This window comes from Vibrio rarus (assembly GCF_024347075.1).
Lineage (GTDB): Bacteria > Pseudomonadota > Gammaproteobacteria > Enterobacterales > Vibrionaceae > Vibrio > Vibrio rarus.
The window spans coordinates 44,423-63,663 of sequence record NZ_AP024900.1 but is presented as its reverse complement, the minus strand read 5'-3'; the positions used below and the strand labels follow the sequence as shown (position 1 = coordinate 63,663).

The following is a 19,241-nucleotide window of genomic DNA, read 5'->3' as shown; positions in this document are numbered from 1 at the left end:
TTCCCTGTATGTTTTCGTTATATATCTGTTTAGATGGTGACGACTTATGCAAAATTCAATAGTCGAGTATAATGTTGATTCATCCCATCACATACCCACTTGGGGAGTTACCTTGCTCAGTTACCGTCACAGCTTTCATGCTGGAAATCATGCCGATGTGCTAAAACACATAGTACAAAGCCTTATCCTTGATGCTTTAAAGCAAAAAGATAAACCTTTTGTCTATCACGACACTCATTCAGGTGTAGGCCGTTACGACTTAACTCATGAATGGTCAGAAAAAACGGGTGAATACAAACAAGGTATCGCCAAGCTTTGGCAGCAAAGCCATTTACCCGCAGAGCTTTCAAGCTACCTTGAGTCTATACGTACTCTAAATGACAGCGATGAACTAAGGTACTACCCAGGTTCTCCACGGGTTGCACGTGCGCAACTTCGCCGAGGGGATCGTATGGTTCTTACCGAACTACACCCAAGCGATTTTCCTTTACTCGAACAAGAGTTTCATCGCGACCGCCAAGTTAAAATTTTTAAAGAAGATGGATTTGCTCGCCTAAAAGGCAGCTTACCACCCAAAGAGCGTCGTGGATTGGTACTTATCGACCCTCCTTATGAATTAGCCAAAGAATATAGTGATGTCGTCCAAGCTATTGCTCAAAGTTATAAACGATGGGCAACAGGGATCTATGCAATCTGGTATCCTGTGGTCAATCGCTACGATATTGACGATATGCTGCAGGGCCTACAAGGGCTTGGCATTCGTAAAATATTGCAAATAGAACTAGGGGTATCCCCTGATACTAACGAACGCGGCATGACCGCCTCTGGCATGATAGTTATCAACCCTCCTTGGAAGCTAGAGAGCCAAATGCGAGACATTTTGCCTGAACTAAAACAGGCGATTGCCCCTGCAACGGGTCATTGTAAAGTGGAATGGGTTGTACCCGAATAAACACACCCAATATAACTATAAAGACATTAAGGATTCTGGAGAATTTAATGGCAACACAACATTTTGACTATATCTGTATTGGCGGCGGCAGTGGCGGTATTGCTTCCGCTAACCGCGCATCTATGTATGGGGCGAAAGTCGCTCTTATCGAAGCAAAAGACTTAGGTGGCACTTGTGTCAATGTGGGCTGTGTACCTAAAAAAGTCATGTGGCATGGCGCGCAAATCGCAGAAGCGATTAACCTTTACGCTGAAGATTATGGATTTGATGTAAACCTAAAAAACTTTAGTTGGTCAAAACTTGTTGAAAGCCGTCAAGCCTATATCGGTCGCATTCATCAATCCTATGATCGTGTTCTAGGCAATAACAAAGTTAACGTGATTAAAGGCTTTGCTAAATTTGTTGATGCAAAGACCGTCGAAGTTGACGGCGAACTGTATACCGCCGATCATATTCTCATCGCGGTAGGCGGTCGTCCAACTATCCCTAACATTCCTGGCGCGGAATACGGCATTGATTCCAATGGCTTCTTTGAGCTAAACGAACAACCTAAACGTGTTGCTGTTGTGGGTGCCGGTTATATTGCTGTTGAAATCGCCGGCGTACTAAGCGCACTAGGCACACAAACGGACCTATTTGTGCGTAAAGCGTCTCCTTTGCGTAGCTTTGATCCTATGATCATCGACACTTTAACTGAGGTTATGGCAGCAGAAGGGCCAACGCTACATACCCACTCAGTACCAAAAGAAGTGGTGAAAGAAGCCGATGGTAGCCTAACTCTACATTTAGAAAACGGTAACACTCATAATGTAGACCAGCTTATTTGGGCTATTGGGCGTCATCCTGCAACGGATGCTATTAACCTAAATAACAGTGGCGTTGAAACCAACCAACGTGGCTACATTAAGGTTAATGAATACCAAGAAACCAATGTTAGTGGCGTCTACTGTGTTGGTGACATCATGGAAGGTGGCGTTGAGCTAACACCTGTTGCAGTAAAAGCGGGTCGTCAGCTATCTGAGCGTTTATTTAACAACAAGCCAGACGCAAAAATGGACTACAGCCTAATCCCAACAGTGGTATTTAGCCACCCACCAATTGGCACCATTGGCCTAACAGAGCAACAAGCTATCGACCAATACGGCGAAGGCAATGTGAAAGTTTACACCTCTGGCTTTACTGCCATGTACTCTGCGGTAACCAAGCACCGTCAACCATGCAAAATGAAGCTAGTTTGTGCTGGTGATAACGAGCAAGTTGTCGGCCTTCACGGCATCGGCTTTACTGTTGATGAAATGATCCAAGGCTTTGCTGTAGCAATGAAAATGGGCGCAACCAAAGCAGACTTTGACTCAGTAGTCGCAATACACCCTACGGGTTCAGAGGAATTCGTTACTATGAGGTAAGGAAAACACCTTGCACTCCTAAGATTCAACCACTGGTTATGTATGTAGCCAGTGGTTTTTTTATGCCTTTTCTGTTCTCCATGCCGATAATACCCTTCATAGTAAGCCTCTAATCCGTCTAACTTATTCTAGATATAGTCAATATCCACATTGGTGCAATGTGAGAAATATGTGTTTTAAATGGTGCAAATGTGATTTTACTGGTATTTAAGTGTTGGTCGATTTTCGTCTGCAATGAGGTGTCAATATAAGATTTTAATGAAACCAGTTTTATATTAAAAGTTGCTTTTTACCGCTAATTTCTATGTAAAATGACTTTTTTATCGTGTTTTGGCACAAATGGTACGCTACATGCAAGTGACTTGTGGAAATTGGAATTTATCTACAAGGAATTTACATGAAATTTAATCTGTCTCTTCTCGCATTGGCTACAAGCGTCGTGTTATCAGGTTGTGGTGCAGATAAGAGCGCCCCAGATACGCAAACTAGCAAAGATACCTCACAGCCAACAACATCTTCAGTCACTACCTCACCTGCTACAACAGATTCACCTACGACAACCGTCCCTGAGCAACCGTCCTATCCCGCCACTCAAAAGCCTGACCCATATCAGTTTATCTCTGATATAGAAGGTTGGACTGATATCAAAGCGGATCAGGCCACCCCAGATCAACACAAAAAGGATGGATTTGAGGCGACCTCAGAGCCGGCAGATTATTATGGGAAAGTGTATCGTAATTTTAAACAATTTGATGAGACGCTAGCAGGGTTTGATTACGATGCCTTTGCACCTTTGATCTTGGGGCACACTATTAATGAATTGCAGCAGGCGATGAAGGATGGACAACTTACCTCCGTTGACCTAACTAAATTTTATTTAGTACGCATTGGTAAGTATGACATCAACAAACTGAACTCAGTACTTGAGCTTAACCCAGACGCATTAGCTCTGGCTCGCTACGCAGATCAGGTTCGCGCAGCAGGCAAAGCATCTTCGGATATGCTGGGGATACCTGTTCTTATTAAAGACAACATTGCGACCAACGATAGAATGCATACCACCGGCGGAATGGTCGCGTTACTGGATTGGGATCCCGCCCATGACGCGCATATTGTTAAACGCTTACGTGATGCTGGTGCTGTTATTTTGGGTAAAACTAACTTGTCTGAGAACGCCAACTTCTTTACCAGTTTAGATCCCAACGGATTTAGTAATGTGGGTGGCCAAACACGTAATCCCTATGGATTTTATAGTGTGCTAGGGTCAAGCTCTGGTTCTGGTGTGGCCGCGGCAGCCGAGTTTGCAACGATTACCGTTGGTACTGAAACCCAAGGCTCTATTAATGCACCATCTGAACTCAACTCGGTTGTAGGGTTTAAACCTAGTATTGGTCTAGTGTCACGCTCACACATCATTCCTTTAGCCTCGTCGCAAGATAGTGCCGGCCCAATGGCAAGAAGCGTTGAAGATGCAGCCGTAGAGCTTAATGTGCTGGCTGATGTGGATGTAAATGACCCACTCTATTTAGAAGTGAAAGATAAGCCTAGCGTTGATTATTCGGAGTACTTAAAACCATCCGTCTATCAAAATATTAAAGTAGGTCTGTACGCTAATGGGTATGTATATGGGGCTGAGTCTGGATCAGCAACATGGCTGGCGGATATGAAAGCCGCTTTAGATAGTGTCGGCGTTAGCTATGAAGTGGTGGACATCCCCCCAAGCAACACCAATGTGCCATTGCTGGACTTAAACTGCGAGTTTAATTTTGATTTTGCGGATATGGCTGAGGCAGAAAACATGCCCATCAAATCTGTTGCCGAGTTGATGGCGTTTAATAAGGCCTACCCACAAAGAAGGGCGGCATGGGGTCAAACGGATATCGTTAATTCAGCGAATACCACCAAGTCACGTACTACCTGCCTAGACTATGCAGAAGCGAAGCGTAAAGGATGGGAGAAAACGGTAACCAGTTACTTTGCAGATCATGATTTTCAGGTGCTAGCCTCAGAGGTAAGCATGTCCAATATCTATGCTGCAGCGGGCGCTCCTTCCGCTTCAATTCCTTTTGGTTACGAAACTAAAGATGGTTCAATAAAGAGTATATGGCACTGGTATCAACCGAGCGTAGAAGGAACGCCGGTATCCACTTATGTTATGGGAGAGCGTTTTGATGATGGAAACGTATTAGCTATCGCCAAAGCCATTGAAACCGGTCGCGAATCTATCGAAAGGCGTCAGCATAAAAAACCAGACTTGGCAGCAACCATAAAAATGAACCAAGATGCTGGAGTGTTTGATGTTCATGAATCACAGCGAGCGGCGTCTGCAACCTATATCGCTGACAATTAATACATATGCCACCGCGATTTAAAGTGAGTGGCACCAATCGCAGTAACAACCCACTTGTAGCCGTAGTTTGTCACTTTAAGTGATAACGCGACTAGTAAGCAAAAGGATGGCTTTTATACCAAGCACTGTAAGTCAATGTTCAGCAATAGCGCAGGAAAAACCTTGAAAATAAAACCAATATTTTTGATAAGTAGTGATTCCACCATCAAAAACTTCAACGGGGTTATCCAGAGTTTTAACTCGCTAGACTGATTAGAGGCTTACTACGGTTGGTCTTAGCCATCCTTTTTTATTACTGATACCATTAATCACACTAAGTAAGTGATCAGAAATAGCGCAGGAAAAACGCTCGAAAACAGGGCAGAATTTTTCGATAAGTCGTTATTCTACTAACAAAAATTCTAGCGCAGTTATCGAGTATTTTAACAAGCTAGAATGACCCGTTATTTAGTACGATAGGTATTACTCACCTCTCTTATAAAAGAGGTTTCAAAACCACTGATCGTTCTCAGTTGGCTCAACTCTAAATTGACTTGTGCAAAGTCGTGATAAGGCCCAATCAAGCAACGCCGACCTATAGATTCCGCTTTATTCCAAATGGACTGCGAGACATTAGGGTAAATTAATTTCACCTGCTGCAAAGTAAATTCTTCAAGATAAATGCCACATTGAATCCAAAATGTAGAGTGCTGGTAAGTAGGCTCCGTTTTTCCCAATAAGGAAACACCTATTGGACACTCAGTACCAAGTAATGCAGGAGTATCGTAGGACTTCTGGGTTGCAGAACAAAGAAAATCCTGCGCACTCACAGAACTAAACGCAAATAGCATCAAGGCAAAGGAATACATGATGAGTAGCAATATGCGTTTCAATTTTCTCCCCTCCTCTAATGCCATTAGATAGTCATTACAAAAGGTTAGTTGACTGTTCAGTTATTCGCCAATATTTAACCGCGTCGTTTTAATTACAGAAGCTATGATTCTCTGCACTAGGCATGAAACGAAAAACGCCCAATGATAAATCATCGGGCGTTGTTATATTTAGCTAAAGTGGTTCGATTTAACCTTTGTACAATTTCGGGTTAAACACATCACGTAGCCAATCACCTAGCAGGTTAATCACCAACACTAACGTCACCAATACAATGCCTGGGAAAGCGGTAATCCACCATGCTCCAGAGAAAATGTAATTAAAGCCGGTACTGATCAGCGCCCCTAATGAAGGCTGATCAACTGGGAGACCTAAACCAAGAAACGACAGCGCCGCTTCCGACATAATAGCATTAGCAATCTGCACCGTTGAAATCACCAAAATAGGTGATAAACAGTTAGGTAAAATATGGCGGAACATGATTCTAGGTGCTTTAAAGCCCATCACTCGCGCAGCTTCCACGTACTCTTTTTTCTTTTCCGCCAATACAGAGGCTCGTATCGTTCGAGCATATTGAGGCCACTCAGCCACACCGATAATCACCACCAGCATGATCACCGCATACTCACTGTAAAAAGCACTACCAAAACTGGCTTTAAATATGGCAGAGACAATAATCGCTACCATCATGGTAGAAAACGACAACTGAATATCGGCAAAACGCATCAAGAAGCTATCAATGCGACCACCGAAGTAACCCGCTGACAAACCAATCACAATGCCTAAAACTAGCTGTAAGCCTACCGCAAGAAAACCAATAGTGAGGGACAGTCTTGAGCCATACAGTATGGTTGAAAAAATATCACGGCCTTGCTCATCGGTACCTAAAACAAACTGTGCATCCCCCTCTTCCATCCAAGATGGGGGCAACTCTGAGTTCATAATATCGATAGATGTCAGGTCGTATGGGTCAGAGGGCGCAATAATTGGCGCAGCAAGAGCCGCCAGCAAAAAACAAGCGAAAACAAAAGCGGAGAACATCGCCACTTTGTCGCGCAAAAAATAATAAACAATATCTGAGCTTTTAAAACGCTGCCAACGACTTGGAGCTTGTGCTGTTTGTTCCATGATTATGCTCCTTTGCCGGTGATATTGACGGTTGGGTTAATTAAGCCATACAGCAGGTCAACAATGGTATTCGTCACCACAAAAATGAGCCCTACAAAAATAACGTAAGCGGTGATCAACGGCGTATCAACACGGTTGATAGCTTCAAGGAACAGGAACCCTGTACCCGGCCACTGGAAGACCGTTTCCGTTAATATGGTGTATGCCACCATAGTACCTATCTGCACGCCCCCTACCGTCAACACAGGTAAAAGGGTGTTTTTCAGCGCGTGTTGATAATGGATTTTCTTAAGTGGCAGACCTTTAGCCTTACCAAATTTAATGTATTCTGAGCTCAACACTTCCAGCATTTCAGAGCGAACCAAACGGATAAACAGAGGTAACATGATGGATGCCAAAGAAACGCAAGGCAGTACTAAATGCTTAAATCCATCAACGGTGAAAAAGCCCGACTCCCAGCCGAGGATATTCGCCGTTTCCCCTCGTCCATAGGACGGAAGCCAGCCTAAAGTGATGGAGAAAATGTACATCAGCATTATCGCGGTCAAGAATACCGGTATCGAAATCCCTACCGAACTCATGGCCATGACCACTTTGGTGAATAAGCTTTTCGGATTTATTGCCGAATAGACCCCGAGTGGAATGGAGAGCACCACAATAATCGCAGTTGCACCAAATACTAGCTCCAACGTTGCCACTAGCTTATCAAGAATCACATCCACAGCGGGACGTTTGAAGAAATACGACGTACCCAAATCACCCTGCACGGCAGCAGTAATAAATCGAGTGTATTTTGTTATAAACGGATCATTTAAGCCCAGTTCATCACGCAGAGCTTGGCGCTCGGCTTGAGATACCGACTGACCCACTAATTCACGTAAGGGATCACCAAGATTATCTTGGATAGCAAACGCCACCAAACTGATCACAAACATCACTACCAGTGCCTGATATAGGCGCTTGACTAGAAACGAAAACATTCCTTTGCCCCTTTTTTCCAATCTAACAGCTTTCAGTCTCAAAAATGGTACCTGATCCGACTGAAACAAAATCAGGTACCAAAAGCCACATTGCTGCGCCTTTAAAACGTCACTCTTGGCAACAAAGGCACGCTTTTGTGTAAAAAGCGTGCCTTTTTATTGTATTAATTGTTATTTAACAACTAGATCGCCAAAGTAAGGGAAGTTCATTGCGTTCACGATTGGCTTGATCTCAACATTAGATTTCGCACCCCATGCAAGGTTCTGCCAATGTAGTGGTACAAATGCCGCCTCATCGTACAAAGTCTTCTCTACTTTTTGTAGCATCTGAGCGCGTTTCGCCGGATCAGTTTCCACGTTCGCCGCTTCTACTAGTTTATCCACCTCAGGGTTAGAGTAATGGCCACAGTTGTACTGACCTTTACCTGTTTCTTCATTGCGAGTCATGGTTAAGAACTCAGTGAAGTTTGCTGAATCTTCTGTATCAGCGTGCCAACCAATCATTAGCATGTCTGCTGCACACTTATCAAACTCAGGCCAGTATTGCGCTTTAGGCATTGTTTTCAGATCGACACGGATGCCAATTTTCGCCAACATTGCTGCGGCTGCTTGGGCAATTTTTGCATCGTTCACGTAACGGTTGTTTGGTGCAATCATGGTAAGAGAGAAACCATCGGCATAACCGGCTTCTTTCATAAGTTGCTTCGCTTTTTTCAAGTCATAGCGAGGCTGAAGTTCAGCCACATAGCCAGCGTAACCTTCAGGACCTTGCTGGCCTGCAGTAGTCGCAAACCCTTTCATGATTTTCTTAGCAATACCGTCATTGTTGATGGCATATACGATAGCTTGACGAACGCGCACATCTTTAAGCGCTGGGTTGCTGTTTTGATTCATTTGCAAAGAGATTAAACGCGTGCCCGGTAGCGTCACTAGGTCAACGCCTTTAGCCGACTCAACACGTTTATGATCGTTAGGTGATACCGGAGCAATCATGTCCACGCCACCAGAAAGTAGTGCAGCCACACGAGTCGCATCTTCCTTGATTGGCACGAGTGTTAGATGATCAACGTTGCCTTTTGACTCTTTATCCCAGTAACCATCAAAACGTTTAAATTCTACTTTTACGCCTTGCTCACGAGATGTAACGATAAATGGACCCGTACCTGATACGTGAGTTGAAGCAAAGGAGTTACCGTGCTTCACAATCTCAGATTTGTCTTTACCGTCTGCGGTTTTACCTGTGTAGAACTTGCTATCCATAGGGAAAATATAAGCCGCTGTCTGTAGAACTAGCGGGAAAGCACCTTTAGAAACAAGATCAAATGTGTAGTCATCAACTTTTGTCACTTTTTCAAATGGGGCAAAAATTGCTTTAAAGTCTGGAGAATCTTTCAAACGAGCAAAGGTCCACACCACATCATCAGCTGTTAGTGTATTACCTGAATGAAATTTAACACCTTGGCGCAGGGTAAAACGCATAGTTGTCTCATTGATACGCTCCCACTTAGTGGCTAAGCGAGGTTCAAACGACAAATCCTGCTTATAACGTACCAATGGATCAAAAATCATATGTGATAACTGAAGCGTACCGCCAGATAGCTGCTCTTGTGGATCAAGAGAGACAGGATCAGCATCATAAGCGACTTTGATATCTGCGGCGGCTACGTTAAAGGCAAGGCCAGCGACTGCAAGTGCTACAGCCAATTTGGTCTTAATGGTTTTCATTGCATAACTCCTTCATGCGGGATGTAATCCCTATTATGTTTGCTGTTTGTGTGCTGTGTTTTGTGCTCTAAGAGCAATTGCTTAAACGACTAAGCTAATTCTGCGACTTCATCACTGCCTTCGCGCAAACCTTTGAACTCGGGCATTAATGAGATTAAATGTTGGCTGTACTCATGTTGTGGCGACTTAAATAATTGCTCCGTAGGCGCAACTTCTAATAAGGTCCCTTTTTGCATCACACCAATGCGGTCACACATCTGGCGAATAACAGGTAAATCGTGACTGATAAACAACATGGTTAAATTCAGTTCATCCTGCAGGTCTTTCAGAAGGTTCAAGATTTGCGCCTGCACCGACACATCCAGTGCTGAGGTAGGCTCATCACAAATCAATAACCTTGGGCGAGTAGCAAGGGCTCGCGCAATAGAAATACGCTGACGCTGACCACCAGAAAATTCATGAGGGTACTTCACCGCCGCCATGCGCCCCAAACCAACATGATCCAACAGATCATTGACGATCTGACGAGTTTCCGTTTCATTGGCGGTCAATTTGTGAAAGCGGATAGGCTCAGCAATGATATCGAAAATCTTCATGCGCGGATTCATAGAGGTATAAGGGTTTTGGAATACCATCTGCATTTGGCGACGCATTGGACGACGCTGTTTTTCGTTCTTTAAGCCCGTTAAATCAATCCCCTCAAAAGTCACTTTACCTGCATCAGGAGCATACAAACCAGCAATGACACGGGCGATAGTTGACTTACCTGAGCCGGATTCGCCCACTAAGCCAAACGTCTCACCTTCAAACACTTTAAAGCTGACATCATTGGATGCTTGAACATACTCTCTGCGACTTTCAAATAAGGAATCTTTAGTGATAAAACGAAGATCGACATTCTCCACATTTAATAGTGGTCCCGTATAATTTCGCTGATCTTGGCTTTGACCCAGCCAGTGATTTTTCACATCTAACGGGGCATGCTCTGTGGCCTCTTCGATATAACTCACTAATGGGAATCGGTCTAATTTCACATCCGAACGAGGCACTGCCGAGATAAGGCTTCGGGTATAGGGATGATCTGGGTCGCCCAGTACTTTGCTGGTTGCTCCAAATTCAACAAGATCGCCTCGGTACATCACTGCAACGCGGTCAGTTACGTTCGAAACCACGCCCATATCGTGCGTGACTAACATGCAACCGACGTTTTGCTGAATGCATAAATCACGAATCAGAGTCAGTATTTGATCTTGAATAGAAACGTCCAATGCCGTAGTTGGCTCATCGGCAATAATCAGATCGGGCTCACCGGCTAAGGCAATAGCAATAACAACGCGCTGACGCATACCACCAGAAAATTGGTGAGGATATTGCTTTAAGCGGTTCTCTGGCTGAGGAATACCCACCTTATTCATCAACTCTAAAGAGCGTCTATACGCCTCTTCGTCAGAGACATTCATATTGGCATGAATGGTTTCTTTTAATTGATGTTCTACGGTAAATAATGGGTTTAAAGAGGTCATAGGATCTTGAAAAATAAACCCTATTTTAGACCCGCGTACTTGACGCATTTTTTGTGACGATAGTCCGGAGATTTTCTCTCCATCTAAAAATACTTCACCACCGGCAATGACCCCAGGAGGGCTCAATAGATCAATAACACCGTTACCGACGGTCGATTTTCCCGCACCTGACTCACCAACAACACCCACAATTTCGCCACGCTCAATATTGAAAGAGAGGGATTTTACTGCTGCGTGAACACCGTGCCTTGACGGGTACTCAATGCGAAGGTTTTTTACTTCTAATAATGACATTACCAGACCTCTACTGCTGGACAGTTTTCTGCCTTGTCTGTAAGTTGAATCCATTCGAAATGAACGTACTGATTGCATATTCAGTTTGCGCCTTTCTGTGGCGTCTTCGTTCAGAACACAATTATAAATATTGCGTTAGACGCATAATTTGGCAAAAAAGACACACAAAAGCAACATTTAAAGAATAAAAATTGGCTTTATCGTCAAGCAAGAGATGATTAGTAACATCTAAAACCAATATTTTGCATAATTATCCATAAAATTAACAGCGGATAATATCCCCATATCTGTAAGCCTTTGTTACAGCTAGCCCGACACATAATGAAGCAATAAAAACACATCACTTATATGCACTTCCTTGGCAATATTTATGCAAAACAAGTCAAACTTCACAGACAAAACAAAATACCGATAAATGAATTAAAATCAGTCTATTACGGCATTTATTTCATTGAAAAGCAGACGATAAACAACACCAAAACCAAAATAGAAGATGAATACGCAGGGATTAAAAATCAGAGAAAATGAGAGAAATGACCAATGTACGGCACAAAAAAAAGTCCCAATCATTGGGACTTTTCATTACAGAAAGAAGAAAAATATTAGTTATGAGAGCAAATGTTAGATTCATTCACTTTGAATTTATCGCCATCAAGCACAATTTTTTCTCTTGATAAGAAAAAAGTGAGGATAGCATCGAAATCAAAACCTTCTTTACTGCAAGTTCGAAACTCTGTGTTCTCACCAAACTCTGTCGCCACCCAAGCATTCAGCTCTGCTTTTGTCATTGGTTGCTCGCGCAGTTGATTTAATATTTTGTGTGCATGTACAGACATAGAAACTCCTAATTATTTGGGCTAACTCTAGCAAGCATACAAGCGAAAGGCATTATCCCAAATCAAAAGATCCAACCTAAAGATGGACACTAAATTCTGCCCAATTAACATAATAAAAGAAGGCTGCGGCGACCGTCAGTAAAGTCATGAGAGCAATCGCCACTCCCCAAATAAAACGCCCACTTCTCGGTGTTAGCTCTTTCTCACACAAAGTGCATATCTGCACAAACTGCTTTCTATCTTCTAACTCAAAGTTATCTTCCTGCAGCATCTTATTGCGCACAGTAGCCACATAACGCAGTTTCGCAATCACCTCACGAGGCAAGCGCTCTTCACTATCGGTGATTAACTGATGAAGCCCTCGGCCACGAGCATGAAAGCGGGTACGTAATAGCCCCTCAATACGTCTTGTTCGTGTGACCACTTGATCAATATCTGACATCCCTCTCCCCTACTCAAACCAAATAACAGAATGAGCTCTATAACTGCATTTAAGCCAAGCCGAATAAGTGCTTGGTCTTTCTATTCCGCCACAAAAATAGTTGGGCAGATTAACCATAAAGTATTATCAAGCTTAGCAAGTATTTGAAAACTAGTATCTTGTTATAGATAAGACCATTGCAAATTGGTGCAGTTCAATCGGGTTCTGTGACTCAAGCGTCATTTTTTACTGCCTATTAAAATATGGATCACGTTCCCTTATCTGGCGCGCTCTCCCAAAACAGCAACAAGCTACACTGCTTGGCAAAAAATGAGGTGTATTATGCCAACATCACTATTTACTGCGCTGCTTATCACAAGCTTTACCATTACAGCGTTAATTTACTTAATCAAACGCAGACGTGGCCCTAATACAGCGCCCACAGAACAAACGGCGACGGTGACGATAATTGATAAGAAAATCACTCAGATCTCTGATAGTGAATCAGCAACGCAAGGTCAGGAATACTGGATAAGCGTACAAAAAGGCCCTTTACGCTCAAAACGCGATTTTAAGGTAGGCATTCATTACTATCACGCACTCTTACCTGGCTACCGTGGTGAACTCACTCACCAAGGGGAAACCTTTTTAGGATTTACCCTAAAACGCTAACACTCAACCTATGGCAGTAGCCAAGCGAGCTTGCGGGTACGGGAAATTAGCCAACTGATCAACAAGGCTCCTCCTCCACTGATAACAATCCACATAGGTATCACCCATGCTGGATGCCCGTCATACCAGTCATACTGCAGCATTGGCCAAAGAAAAATAGGATGTAGTATGTAAATGCCTAAGCTATGAGCACTAATAAAGCCGACGACTTTATTGGCTGTAGCAGGGAGCCCCTCTCCAAAATAGCGACAGAGCATAAATATCATACTGGCCGCTAATACCGTATTTAAAGTCTTATAAGAGAGCCAACGACCAAACGTGTACTCCTCAGCTTGTATCGTAAGGTGAGTGACCTGATAGATGGTCACGATAAAAGCCACCACCCCCAGCAAGGTAAACATCGTCACATTCGCTTTAGTTAATGGCACCTTTTGATACAAGATATAGCCAAGGGGGAGCAAGCCTGCATATAACCACAATGAGTGACTCCACATCCCATCAATACGCAATAAGAACAGCGTGCTACTCAATAGCCACAAGGCGGTCAAAGCATATAGCGCCTTGTCATCAAAACGACGCACCATTATTTGTAAAAATGGGATAACGAAATACAACGGAATGAAATAATAGAAAAAACCCAAATGATAATAGGTGGCATGATCCAAACCGGCGATAAGCACCTGCATGGCATGACTCCCATCAAACCCAGCAACACTCCACCCAGACAGATAAGCGTAAAAGAACGACCATACGATAAAAGGAATCAATACCTTTCCTAGGCGACGTTTCACATAGTACTGAAAATCAAACGGCCTTTTATCACTGAGCATTAAAGCCCCTGAAATTAAAATAAATACAGGTACAGCCCAGCGACTCACACTATTAACACTTATTGCAGTAAACCATTGCTCAAATGGGATCTCACCATATTGATTCCGATATGGCGCTAATACATGAATTGCGATCACTGCGATGGCAGCGACACATCTGGCAAGATCAAAAAATAATACCCTTTGTCTCATTCGCCACACTTCCCTTTGTTATGCCACAAACATCATAGCAATAAAAAAGCTGGCTAAGGAAACCTAGCCAGCTTTTTTTGTTTCTTGTGGTCGCCATTGAGGGAGTTTTAGCGATATAAGGCTCGCTAAAACAAGAAAGGCAAACGACACCCAAAGACAGGCCGCTAACCCCGCTATTTGGAAAACCCACCCCGAGAGAACCGTTCCAATTAAGCGTCCTAACGCATTGGCCATATAATAAAAACCAACATCCATCGACACCCCATCACCCTTTGCATAACTGACGATTAAGTAAGAATGTAAGGAGGAGTTGACCGCAAATATAGCGCCAAAGATTAACAGGCCACCCACGATTACCCACTCAGGGTGCCAGCCAATTTGTACACCATATGCAATGGCACCGGTCACAATGGATAGCAAGACCACCCATAGTAACGCGACTTTACCATCTGGCACTTTCCCTTGAGCCTTGCCGGTAATGTTCGGCGCAACACCTTGAACGACCCCATAAGCAATGACCCAAATCGCTAGAAAACCGCCCACCATTGAGTGGTTCCAGCCAAATACACTGCCTAAATAAATCGGTAGGGCAACCACAAACCATACGTCTCTTGCGCCAAACAAAAATAACCTTGCCGCCGATAAAACGTTAATACTTTCAGACTTAGAAAATAGTTGAGTAAACTTCGGTTTATTCTTCGCCTTGCCCATATCGTTTTCTAAATAAAACAAACTACATAGCAACACAAAACACAGCACCGTCGCCATAGCGAGCACGGCTCCTTGAAAACCTAACCCCGAAAGTAAAAGGCCACCCATAAAAAAACCCGCGCCTTTTAGTGCATTTTTCGAGCCGGTTAAAATGGCCACCCACTTATATAAGGCACCTTGCTTCTCATCAGGAACTAAGGTTTTTATGGCGCTTTTGGCGCTCATTTTATTAAGATCTTTCGCAATACCAGAAAAAGCTTGTGCCGCCATCACCCAAGGAATCGTTAACCACGCAGCGGGCATAGCCAGCATCAGTAACGCCGCTATTTGCATGGCCAACCCCACATTCATAGTGCGATTTAAACCAAGCCTTGCCCCAAGCCATCCGCCAACAAGATTAGTCACTACCCCAAAAAACTCATAAAACAAGAATAGCGACGCGATGGCCAAACTGCCGTACCCTAAATCATAGAAATACAGCACCACCAGCATACGCAAAGCACCATCGGTTAAAGTGAAGTTCCAATAGTTGAATGTCACCAACATATATTGGCGAACACTTTTATCTAACGTTGATAGCATCTCGTTACCTCACCCATCAAACTATCAGCCGTATTAATAACTGTGTGTGAGTGCTTCAACATAGTTAACTTGTACTGGCTTAGTGAATGCACCTGGGCGCAGTTCTTTTACACTGGTGATCACTTTGGGTAAAGACCAATTAAGCTCCAACAATATGTGGGCGGCAAGCAAGCCTGTTCGCCCCGAACCCCCCATGCAATGTAGCGCAATCTTACCACTGTGCTTAATAATATTATGGATCTCAGGGCTCACCTGCGCCCAACGTTTGGCAAATTCAACATCCGGTACACTGTCGTCTTCAATAGGAAGATGAAACCATTGCATGTCTAACTCTAAGGCTTTATCGCCTAAAGCCTGCACATTTTTATCGGCCATCTCTTGTGTATTGATAGCCGTAACAATCGCCTCTACACCCTGTTCTTTTAACTGAGCAAGAGACTCATCAAGACCTAATGTTTTGGTTCCAGGGCATGGAGTCAGTATTAATGCTGCTCCGTGATCGATAGCAAGTTCCCAAGTAGGATGAGTCATTTTATTTTTCCTCTACACAACACCATAATTAATATTTACTTATCCGCTAAACCAACCGTGCGCACGAGTTCGGCAGTACGAGTCGCATAGCCCATTTCATTATCATACCAAGCGTAAATTTTCAGCATACGCGTCCCCACCACCATAGTAGAGAGACCATCCACTATGGTTGAACGTTGATCACCTTTATAGTCAATGGAGACTAATGGGCGCGGTTCAAAGCCAAGAATACCTTTCAATTCATTCTCTGATGCGTGTTTAAGTAGTTCATTCACTTCTTCGGCCGTGGTATCACGCTTAACATCAAAAATGATGTCCGTTAATGATGCATTCGCGAGAGGCACGCGCACCGCATGCCCATTAATTCGACCTTCCAATTCAGGAAAAATCTCTACAATAGCGGTTGCCGATCCCGTAGTCGTTGGAATAAGGCTCATGCCACATGCACGCGCACGGCGTAAATCTTTATGCGGTGCATCAAGGATGGTTTGTGTATTGGTCAAATCATGAATCGTAGTAAAGGCCGCTTGCTCAATACCCAACTTCTCATGAATAACTTTAACCACCGGCGCTAAACAATTTGTTGTGCATGATGCCGCTGTGACTATTTTATGCTTGTTAGGTTCGAAGATTGCATCATTCACCCCCACGACAATATTAGCGACACCTTGCTCTTTAACAGGAGCAGAAACCACCACCCGTTTCACCCCTTGATCTAAATATTTATTAAGCAAAGAGGTTTTACGGTGCACTCCCGTTGCCTCAAGAACCACGTCACACTCAGACCAATCCACCGCCTCAATATCGCGCTGTTGAGTGGTTCTCACAGCTTGCCCATTGATGATGATGTTCTGACCATCTAAGGTCACAGGATGATGCCAACGTCCTTGAACGGAATCGAACTCCAACAAATGAGCCAGTGTTTTTGCGTCACCTGCCACGTCATTAATTTGTACAAATTCAACTTCAGGCCAGTCAAATGACGCCCTTAAAGCCAAACGTCCAATACGACCAAAGCCGTTAATCCCGATTTTAATAGTCATTCTCTATCCTTTACTTTTTGGTAGGTAAGCATTTCAAATTGCCCGCTATATACAGGATTTATTGTCTAAGTGTTTTAGTCTTTCTGCGTCTTTTATGTACTGCTGCTTTAAGCAATTAGAGTCTTTTAACCCTGCGATAATATTACTTGCCCAGCCGGGGAGATCTTTGGCTATATGGTAATACACCCATTGACCACGTCGCTCATCGACTAAAATTCCACTGTGCCGCATTTGAGCTAAATGACGAGAGACTTTAGACTGACTTTCTTGTAAAGCATGCGTTAACTCACACACACAGACGTCTCCTTCTCTAGCAATAAGTAGCAAGCTACGTAATCGCGTTTCATCAGCAAGTAATTTAAAAAATTGATGGGGCAACATAAGCATGACCAAATAACCATATGTGGATATCCACATATATTAGACAAAAAAAAGACACCAACAAGTAAAATGTGTTGGTGTCATCAAATCTTAATGTAACAAAAAGTATTTACTGAAAAAGTGTGGTTACCCTTTGGCTGCTGCTAGCAACACACCACAACCCACAAACATAGAACCAAATATCTTATTTAGCTTACCAATCACTTTGTCAGAACGAATAAAGCGTCCCATTTGCGCCGCCAAACCGGTATAACCGAGCATCACCAAGGCATCAATCACAATAGTCGTCACCCCTAAAATGGCTAACTGAGGGAGTTGAGGTAATTGCGGATTAATAAACTGAGGAAATAGTGCCACCAAAAATACGATGGATTTAGGGTTAGTTAGGTTAATAAATACCGCCTGTTTTAATAAAAACCCACTGGATACTTGCTGCTGACAACTGGCCAATTTGAAGCCTTTGCAATCTCGCCACTTTTGCACACCAAGGTAGACAAGGTACACAACCCCTACCCACTTAATGACACTAAAAGCAACAGCAGACTGAGCCACCAAAGCACCAATACCGGCACCCACCAAGACAATATGAAAGGCTAAACCCAACTGTAATCCAAGGATGGCCGATAATGATTTTCGCATACCAAAATTAATACCATTGGCAATAGAATTCACGGTACCCGAGCCCGGCGCCAAGCTAAAAATGATCGCCGTTACAAGGTAGGCTAACCAAATTTTCAACTCCATATTGGTTCCTATTTTCACTATCATTGTAGAATGTTATGCTGTTGTAACGTGAACAGGGAACGAATGCAATGCCAAATAACGCGATGGATGTCTGTACTCAGGAGCACGACTACCAACATCAAATGAAATACCCTATTGCCAGCTTTTGGAGCAATCGGCAACAAGGGTTTATTCATGGCAAAGATAATAAAAAGCTCTCTTGGATTAGCCTCACCTCTCCCGCTCATAACAAAGCGATTTTAATGGTCAATGGGCGTACAGAAAGTGCCGAACGTTATCAGGAACTCTTTTTTGATTTGTTCCGTCAGGGGTTTGATATTTACTCTTATGATCATCGCGGTCAGGGCCGATCAGAGCGACTGTTAGATGACCCGCACATGGGGCATGTAGAGGATTTTCAAGACTATGTAGATGATCTCCACAGCCTAGTTGAGCATTTTAATTTTAATCGCTACAGTCGCCGCTTCATACTTGCTCACTCTATGGGAGGGGCTATTTCAACTCGTTATATCCAAAGTCATCCCACACACCCGTTTCATGCCATCGCCCTTAGCGCCCCAATGTTTGGCATTAATATGCCCTCACCATTACGCGCCATCGCCAAACCTCTATGCAAAACATTAATGCGTTGGAAAAAACATCCTCATTACGCAATAGGGCAATCCTCTTACCAGAGAACCCCCTTTATAGACAACAATCTCAGCCATAGTGAACTGAGATTTGAATGGTCGGCAAACCTCTTTGATGACAATAAAGACATTCAAATGGGCGGCCCAAGCACACAATGGGTTTGGCAGGCCATACTCGGTTGCGAGCAATGTGTTAAAGAGGCAACTCAGATCAATATTCCACTGCTTTTGCTACAGGCTACCCAAGATACTATTGTGGACAATAATGCACAAAATCACTTTATTGCTCAGCTTAGCCACACACGCCAAGATGCTATTTTGCTACCCATTGCTGATGCTAGGCATGAAGTGTTAGTAGAGAAAGATCCCGCAAGAAATCAGGCGTTAGATGCCATATTCGGCTTTTTTGCCCAATAAATGAGGAAAAGAGGAAAGCACGAT

Annotated in this window: 18 protein-coding genes; 5 read left to right on the top strand and 13 right to left on the bottom strand. The window is 43.5% G+C overall.

Annotated features, from left to right (window positions below):
* Positions 1 to 112 precede the first annotated feature (112 nt).
* From OCU56_RS00290 to OCU56_RS00280, 3 genes are all read left to right on the top strand, one after another.
* Positions 113 to 952, top strand: a complete 840-nt coding sequence (locus tag OCU56_RS00290; RefSeq protein WP_261874740.1) for a 23S rRNA (adenine(2030)-N(6))-methyltransferase RlmJ — start codon at positions 113 to 115, stop codon at positions 950 to 952.
* Between the two features lie 47 nt (positions 953 to 999).
* Entirely contained in the window at positions 1,000 to 2,358 is a 1,359-nt protein-coding gene (gene gorA, locus OCU56_RS00285; RefSeq protein ID WP_261873623.1) for a glutathione-disulfide reductase, read from the top strand.
* A gap of 397 nt (positions 2,359 to 2,755) precedes the next feature.
* Positions 2,756 to 4,708: an amidase family protein gene (locus OCU56_RS00280; RefSeq protein WP_261873622.1), complete on the top strand. Its 1,953-nt coding sequence runs from the start codon at positions 2,756 to 2,758 to the stop codon at positions 4,706 to 4,708.
* 443 nt (positions 4,709 to 5,151) lie between these two features.
* On the opposite strand, the gene OCU56_RS00275 is transcribed toward OCU56_RS00280, so the two are convergent.
* The 7 genes from OCU56_RS00275 to OCU56_RS00245 all read right to left on the bottom strand — a co-directional run bounded on the left by OCU56_RS00275 (position 5,152) and on the right by OCU56_RS00245 (position 12,506).
* Complete coding sequence (locus OCU56_RS00275; protein WP_261873621.1) at positions 5,152 to 5,580, bottom strand: hypothetical protein; 429 nt, start codon at positions 5,578 to 5,580, stop codon at positions 5,152 to 5,154.
* 187 nt (positions 5,581 to 5,767) lie between these two features.
* Complete coding sequence (locus tag OCU56_RS00270; protein WP_261873620.1) at positions 5,768 to 6,706, bottom strand: ABC transporter permease; 939 nt, start codon at positions 6,704 to 6,706, stop codon at positions 5,768 to 5,770.
* A 2-nt stretch (positions 6,707 to 6,708) separates the two neighbouring features.
* A complete protein-coding gene (locus OCU56_RS00265; RefSeq protein WP_261873619.1) occupies positions 6,709 to 7,686 on the bottom strand; it encodes an ABC transporter permease in 978 nt (325 codons plus the stop codon).
* A gap of 171 nt (positions 7,687 to 7,857) precedes the next feature.
* Positions 7,858 to 9,411, bottom strand: a complete 1,554-nt coding sequence (locus tag OCU56_RS00260; protein ID WP_261873618.1) for an ABC transporter substrate-binding protein — start codon at positions 9,409 to 9,411, stop codon at positions 7,858 to 7,860.
* Positions 9,412 to 9,500: 89 nt separating this feature from the next.
* Positions 9,501 to 11,228: a dipeptide ABC transporter ATP-binding protein gene (locus OCU56_RS00255; RefSeq protein WP_261873617.1), complete on the bottom strand. Its 1,728-nt coding sequence runs from the start codon at positions 11,226 to 11,228 to the stop codon at positions 9,501 to 9,503.
* Positions 11,229 to 11,830: 602 nt separating this feature from the next.
* Positions 11,831 to 12,064 (bottom strand): YecH family metal-binding protein, encoded by a 234-nt coding sequence (locus OCU56_RS00250; RefSeq protein WP_261873616.1) that lies wholly within the window; start codon positions 12,062 to 12,064, stop codon positions 11,831 to 11,833.
* Between the two features lie 76 nt (positions 12,065 to 12,140).
* Positions 12,141 to 12,506, bottom strand: coding sequence for a DUF4145 domain-containing protein (locus tag OCU56_RS00245; RefSeq protein WP_261873615.1), 366 nt, complete (start codon positions 12,504 to 12,506; stop codon positions 12,141 to 12,143).
* 321 nt (positions 12,507 to 12,827) lie between these two features.
* Between OCU56_RS00245 and OCU56_RS00240 the strand changes: the two genes are divergently transcribed.
* Positions 12,828 to 13,157: a DUF2500 domain-containing protein gene (locus OCU56_RS00240; protein ID WP_261873614.1), complete on the top strand. Its 330-nt coding sequence runs from the start codon at positions 12,828 to 12,830 to the stop codon at positions 13,155 to 13,157.
* A gap of 8 nt (positions 13,158 to 13,165) precedes the next feature.
* Here OCU56_RS00240 and OCU56_RS00235 read toward each other — a convergent pair whose 3' ends face one another.
* The 6 genes from OCU56_RS00235 to rhtB form a co-directional block, all read right to left on the bottom strand.
* The gene (locus OCU56_RS00235; RefSeq protein WP_261873613.1) at positions 13,166 to 14,179 is read right to left on the bottom strand and encodes an acyltransferase; all 1,014 of its coding nucleotides are present in this window, start codon (positions 14,177 to 14,179) and stop codon (positions 13,166 to 13,168) included.
* Between the two features lie 63 nt (positions 14,180 to 14,242).
* Positions 14,243 to 15,472, bottom strand: a complete 1,230-nt coding sequence (gene arsJ, locus OCU56_RS00230; protein ID WP_261873612.1) for an organoarsenical effux MFS transporter ArsJ — start codon at positions 15,470 to 15,472, stop codon at positions 14,243 to 14,245.
* A 33-nt stretch (positions 15,473 to 15,505) separates the two neighbouring features.
* On the bottom strand, positions 15,506 to 16,003 hold the full coding sequence (locus OCU56_RS00225; RefSeq protein ID WP_261873611.1) for a phosphatase domain-containing putative toxin: 498 nt from the start codon (positions 16,001 to 16,003) through the stop codon (positions 15,506 to 15,508).
* Between the two features lie 35 nt (positions 16,004 to 16,038).
* On the bottom strand, positions 16,039 to 17,046 hold the full coding sequence (locus tag OCU56_RS00220) for an ArsJ-associated glyceraldehyde-3-phosphate dehydrogenase (RefSeq protein ID WP_261873610.1): 1,008 nt from the start codon (positions 17,044 to 17,046) through the stop codon (positions 16,039 to 16,041).
* A gap of 45 nt (positions 17,047 to 17,091) precedes the next feature.
* Positions 17,092 to 17,427 carry a metalloregulator ArsR/SmtB family transcription factor gene (locus tag OCU56_RS00215; RefSeq protein ID WP_261873609.1) on the bottom strand — a complete coding sequence of 112 codons (336 nt, stop codon included), beginning with the start codon at positions 17,425 to 17,427 and terminating at the stop codon, positions 17,092 to 17,094.
* A gap of 126 nt (positions 17,428 to 17,553) precedes the next feature.
* The gene (gene rhtB, locus OCU56_RS00210) at positions 17,554 to 18,171 is read right to left on the bottom strand and encodes a homoserine/homoserine lactone efflux protein (RefSeq protein ID WP_261873608.1); all 618 of its coding nucleotides are present in this window, start codon (positions 18,169 to 18,171) and stop codon (positions 17,554 to 17,556) included.
* Between the two features lie 68 nt (positions 18,172 to 18,239).
* On the opposite strand from rhtB, the gene OCU56_RS00205 reads away from it, so the two are divergent.
* On the top strand, positions 18,240 to 19,217 hold the full coding sequence (locus OCU56_RS00205; RefSeq protein ID WP_261873607.1) for an alpha/beta fold hydrolase: 978 nt from the start codon (positions 18,240 to 18,242) through the stop codon (positions 19,215 to 19,217).
* Positions 19,218 to 19,241: the final 24 nt, after the last annotated feature.

Coding starts and splice junctions, on each gene's coding strand:
- gorA (WP_261873623.1), top strand. CDS start 1,000: ATGGCAACACAACATTTTGACTATATCTGTATTGGCGGCGGCAGTGGC.
- OCU56_RS00280 (WP_261873622.1), top strand. CDS start 2,756: ATGAAATTTAATCTGTCTCTTCTCGCATTGGCTACAAGCGTCGTGTTA.
- OCU56_RS00270 (WP_261873620.1), bottom strand. CDS start 6,706: ATGGAACAAACAGCACAAGCTCCAAGTCGTTGGCAGCGTTTTAAAAGC.
- OCU56_RS00265 (WP_261873619.1), bottom strand. CDS start 7,686: ATGTTTTCGTTTCTAGTCAAGCGCCTATATCAGGCACTGGTAGTGATG.
- OCU56_RS00260 (WP_261873618.1), bottom strand. CDS start 9,411: ATGAAAACCATTAAGACCAAATTGGCTGTAGCACTTGCAGTCGCTGGC.
- OCU56_RS00255 (WP_261873617.1), bottom strand. CDS start 11,228: ATGTCATTATTAGAAGTAAAAAACCTTCGCATTGAGTACCCGTCAAGG.
- OCU56_RS00250 (WP_261873616.1), bottom strand. CDS start 12,064: ATGTCTGTACATGCACACAAAATATTAAATCAACTGCGCGAGCAACCA.
- OCU56_RS00245 (WP_261873615.1), bottom strand. CDS start 12,506: ATGTCAGATATTGATCAAGTGGTCACACGAACAAGACGTATTGAGGGG.
- OCU56_RS00240 (WP_261873614.1), top strand. CDS start 12,828: ATGCCAACATCACTATTTACTGCGCTGCTTATCACAAGCTTTACCATT.
- OCU56_RS00235 (WP_261873613.1), bottom strand. CDS start 14,179: ATGAGACAAAGGGTATTATTTTTTGATCTTGCCAGATGTGTCGCTGCC.
- arsJ (WP_261873612.1), bottom strand. CDS start 15,472: ATGCTATCAACGTTAGATAAAAGTGTTCGCCAATATATGTTGGTGACA.
- OCU56_RS00225 (WP_261873611.1), bottom strand. CDS start 16,003: ATGACTCATCCTACTTGGGAACTTGCTATCGATCACGGAGCAGCATTA.
- OCU56_RS00220 (WP_261873610.1), bottom strand. CDS start 17,046: ATGACTATTAAAATCGGGATTAACGGCTTTGGTCGTATTGGACGTTTG.
- OCU56_RS00215 (WP_261873609.1), bottom strand. CDS start 17,427: ATGTTGCCCCATCAATTTTTTAAATTACTTGCTGATGAAACGCGATTA.
- rhtB (WP_261873608.1), bottom strand. CDS start 18,171: ATGGAGTTGAAAATTTGGTTAGCCTACCTTGTAACGGCGATCATTTTT.
- OCU56_RS00205 (WP_261873607.1), top strand. CDS start 18,240: ATGCCAAATAACGCGATGGATGTCTGTACTCAGGAGCACGACTACCAA.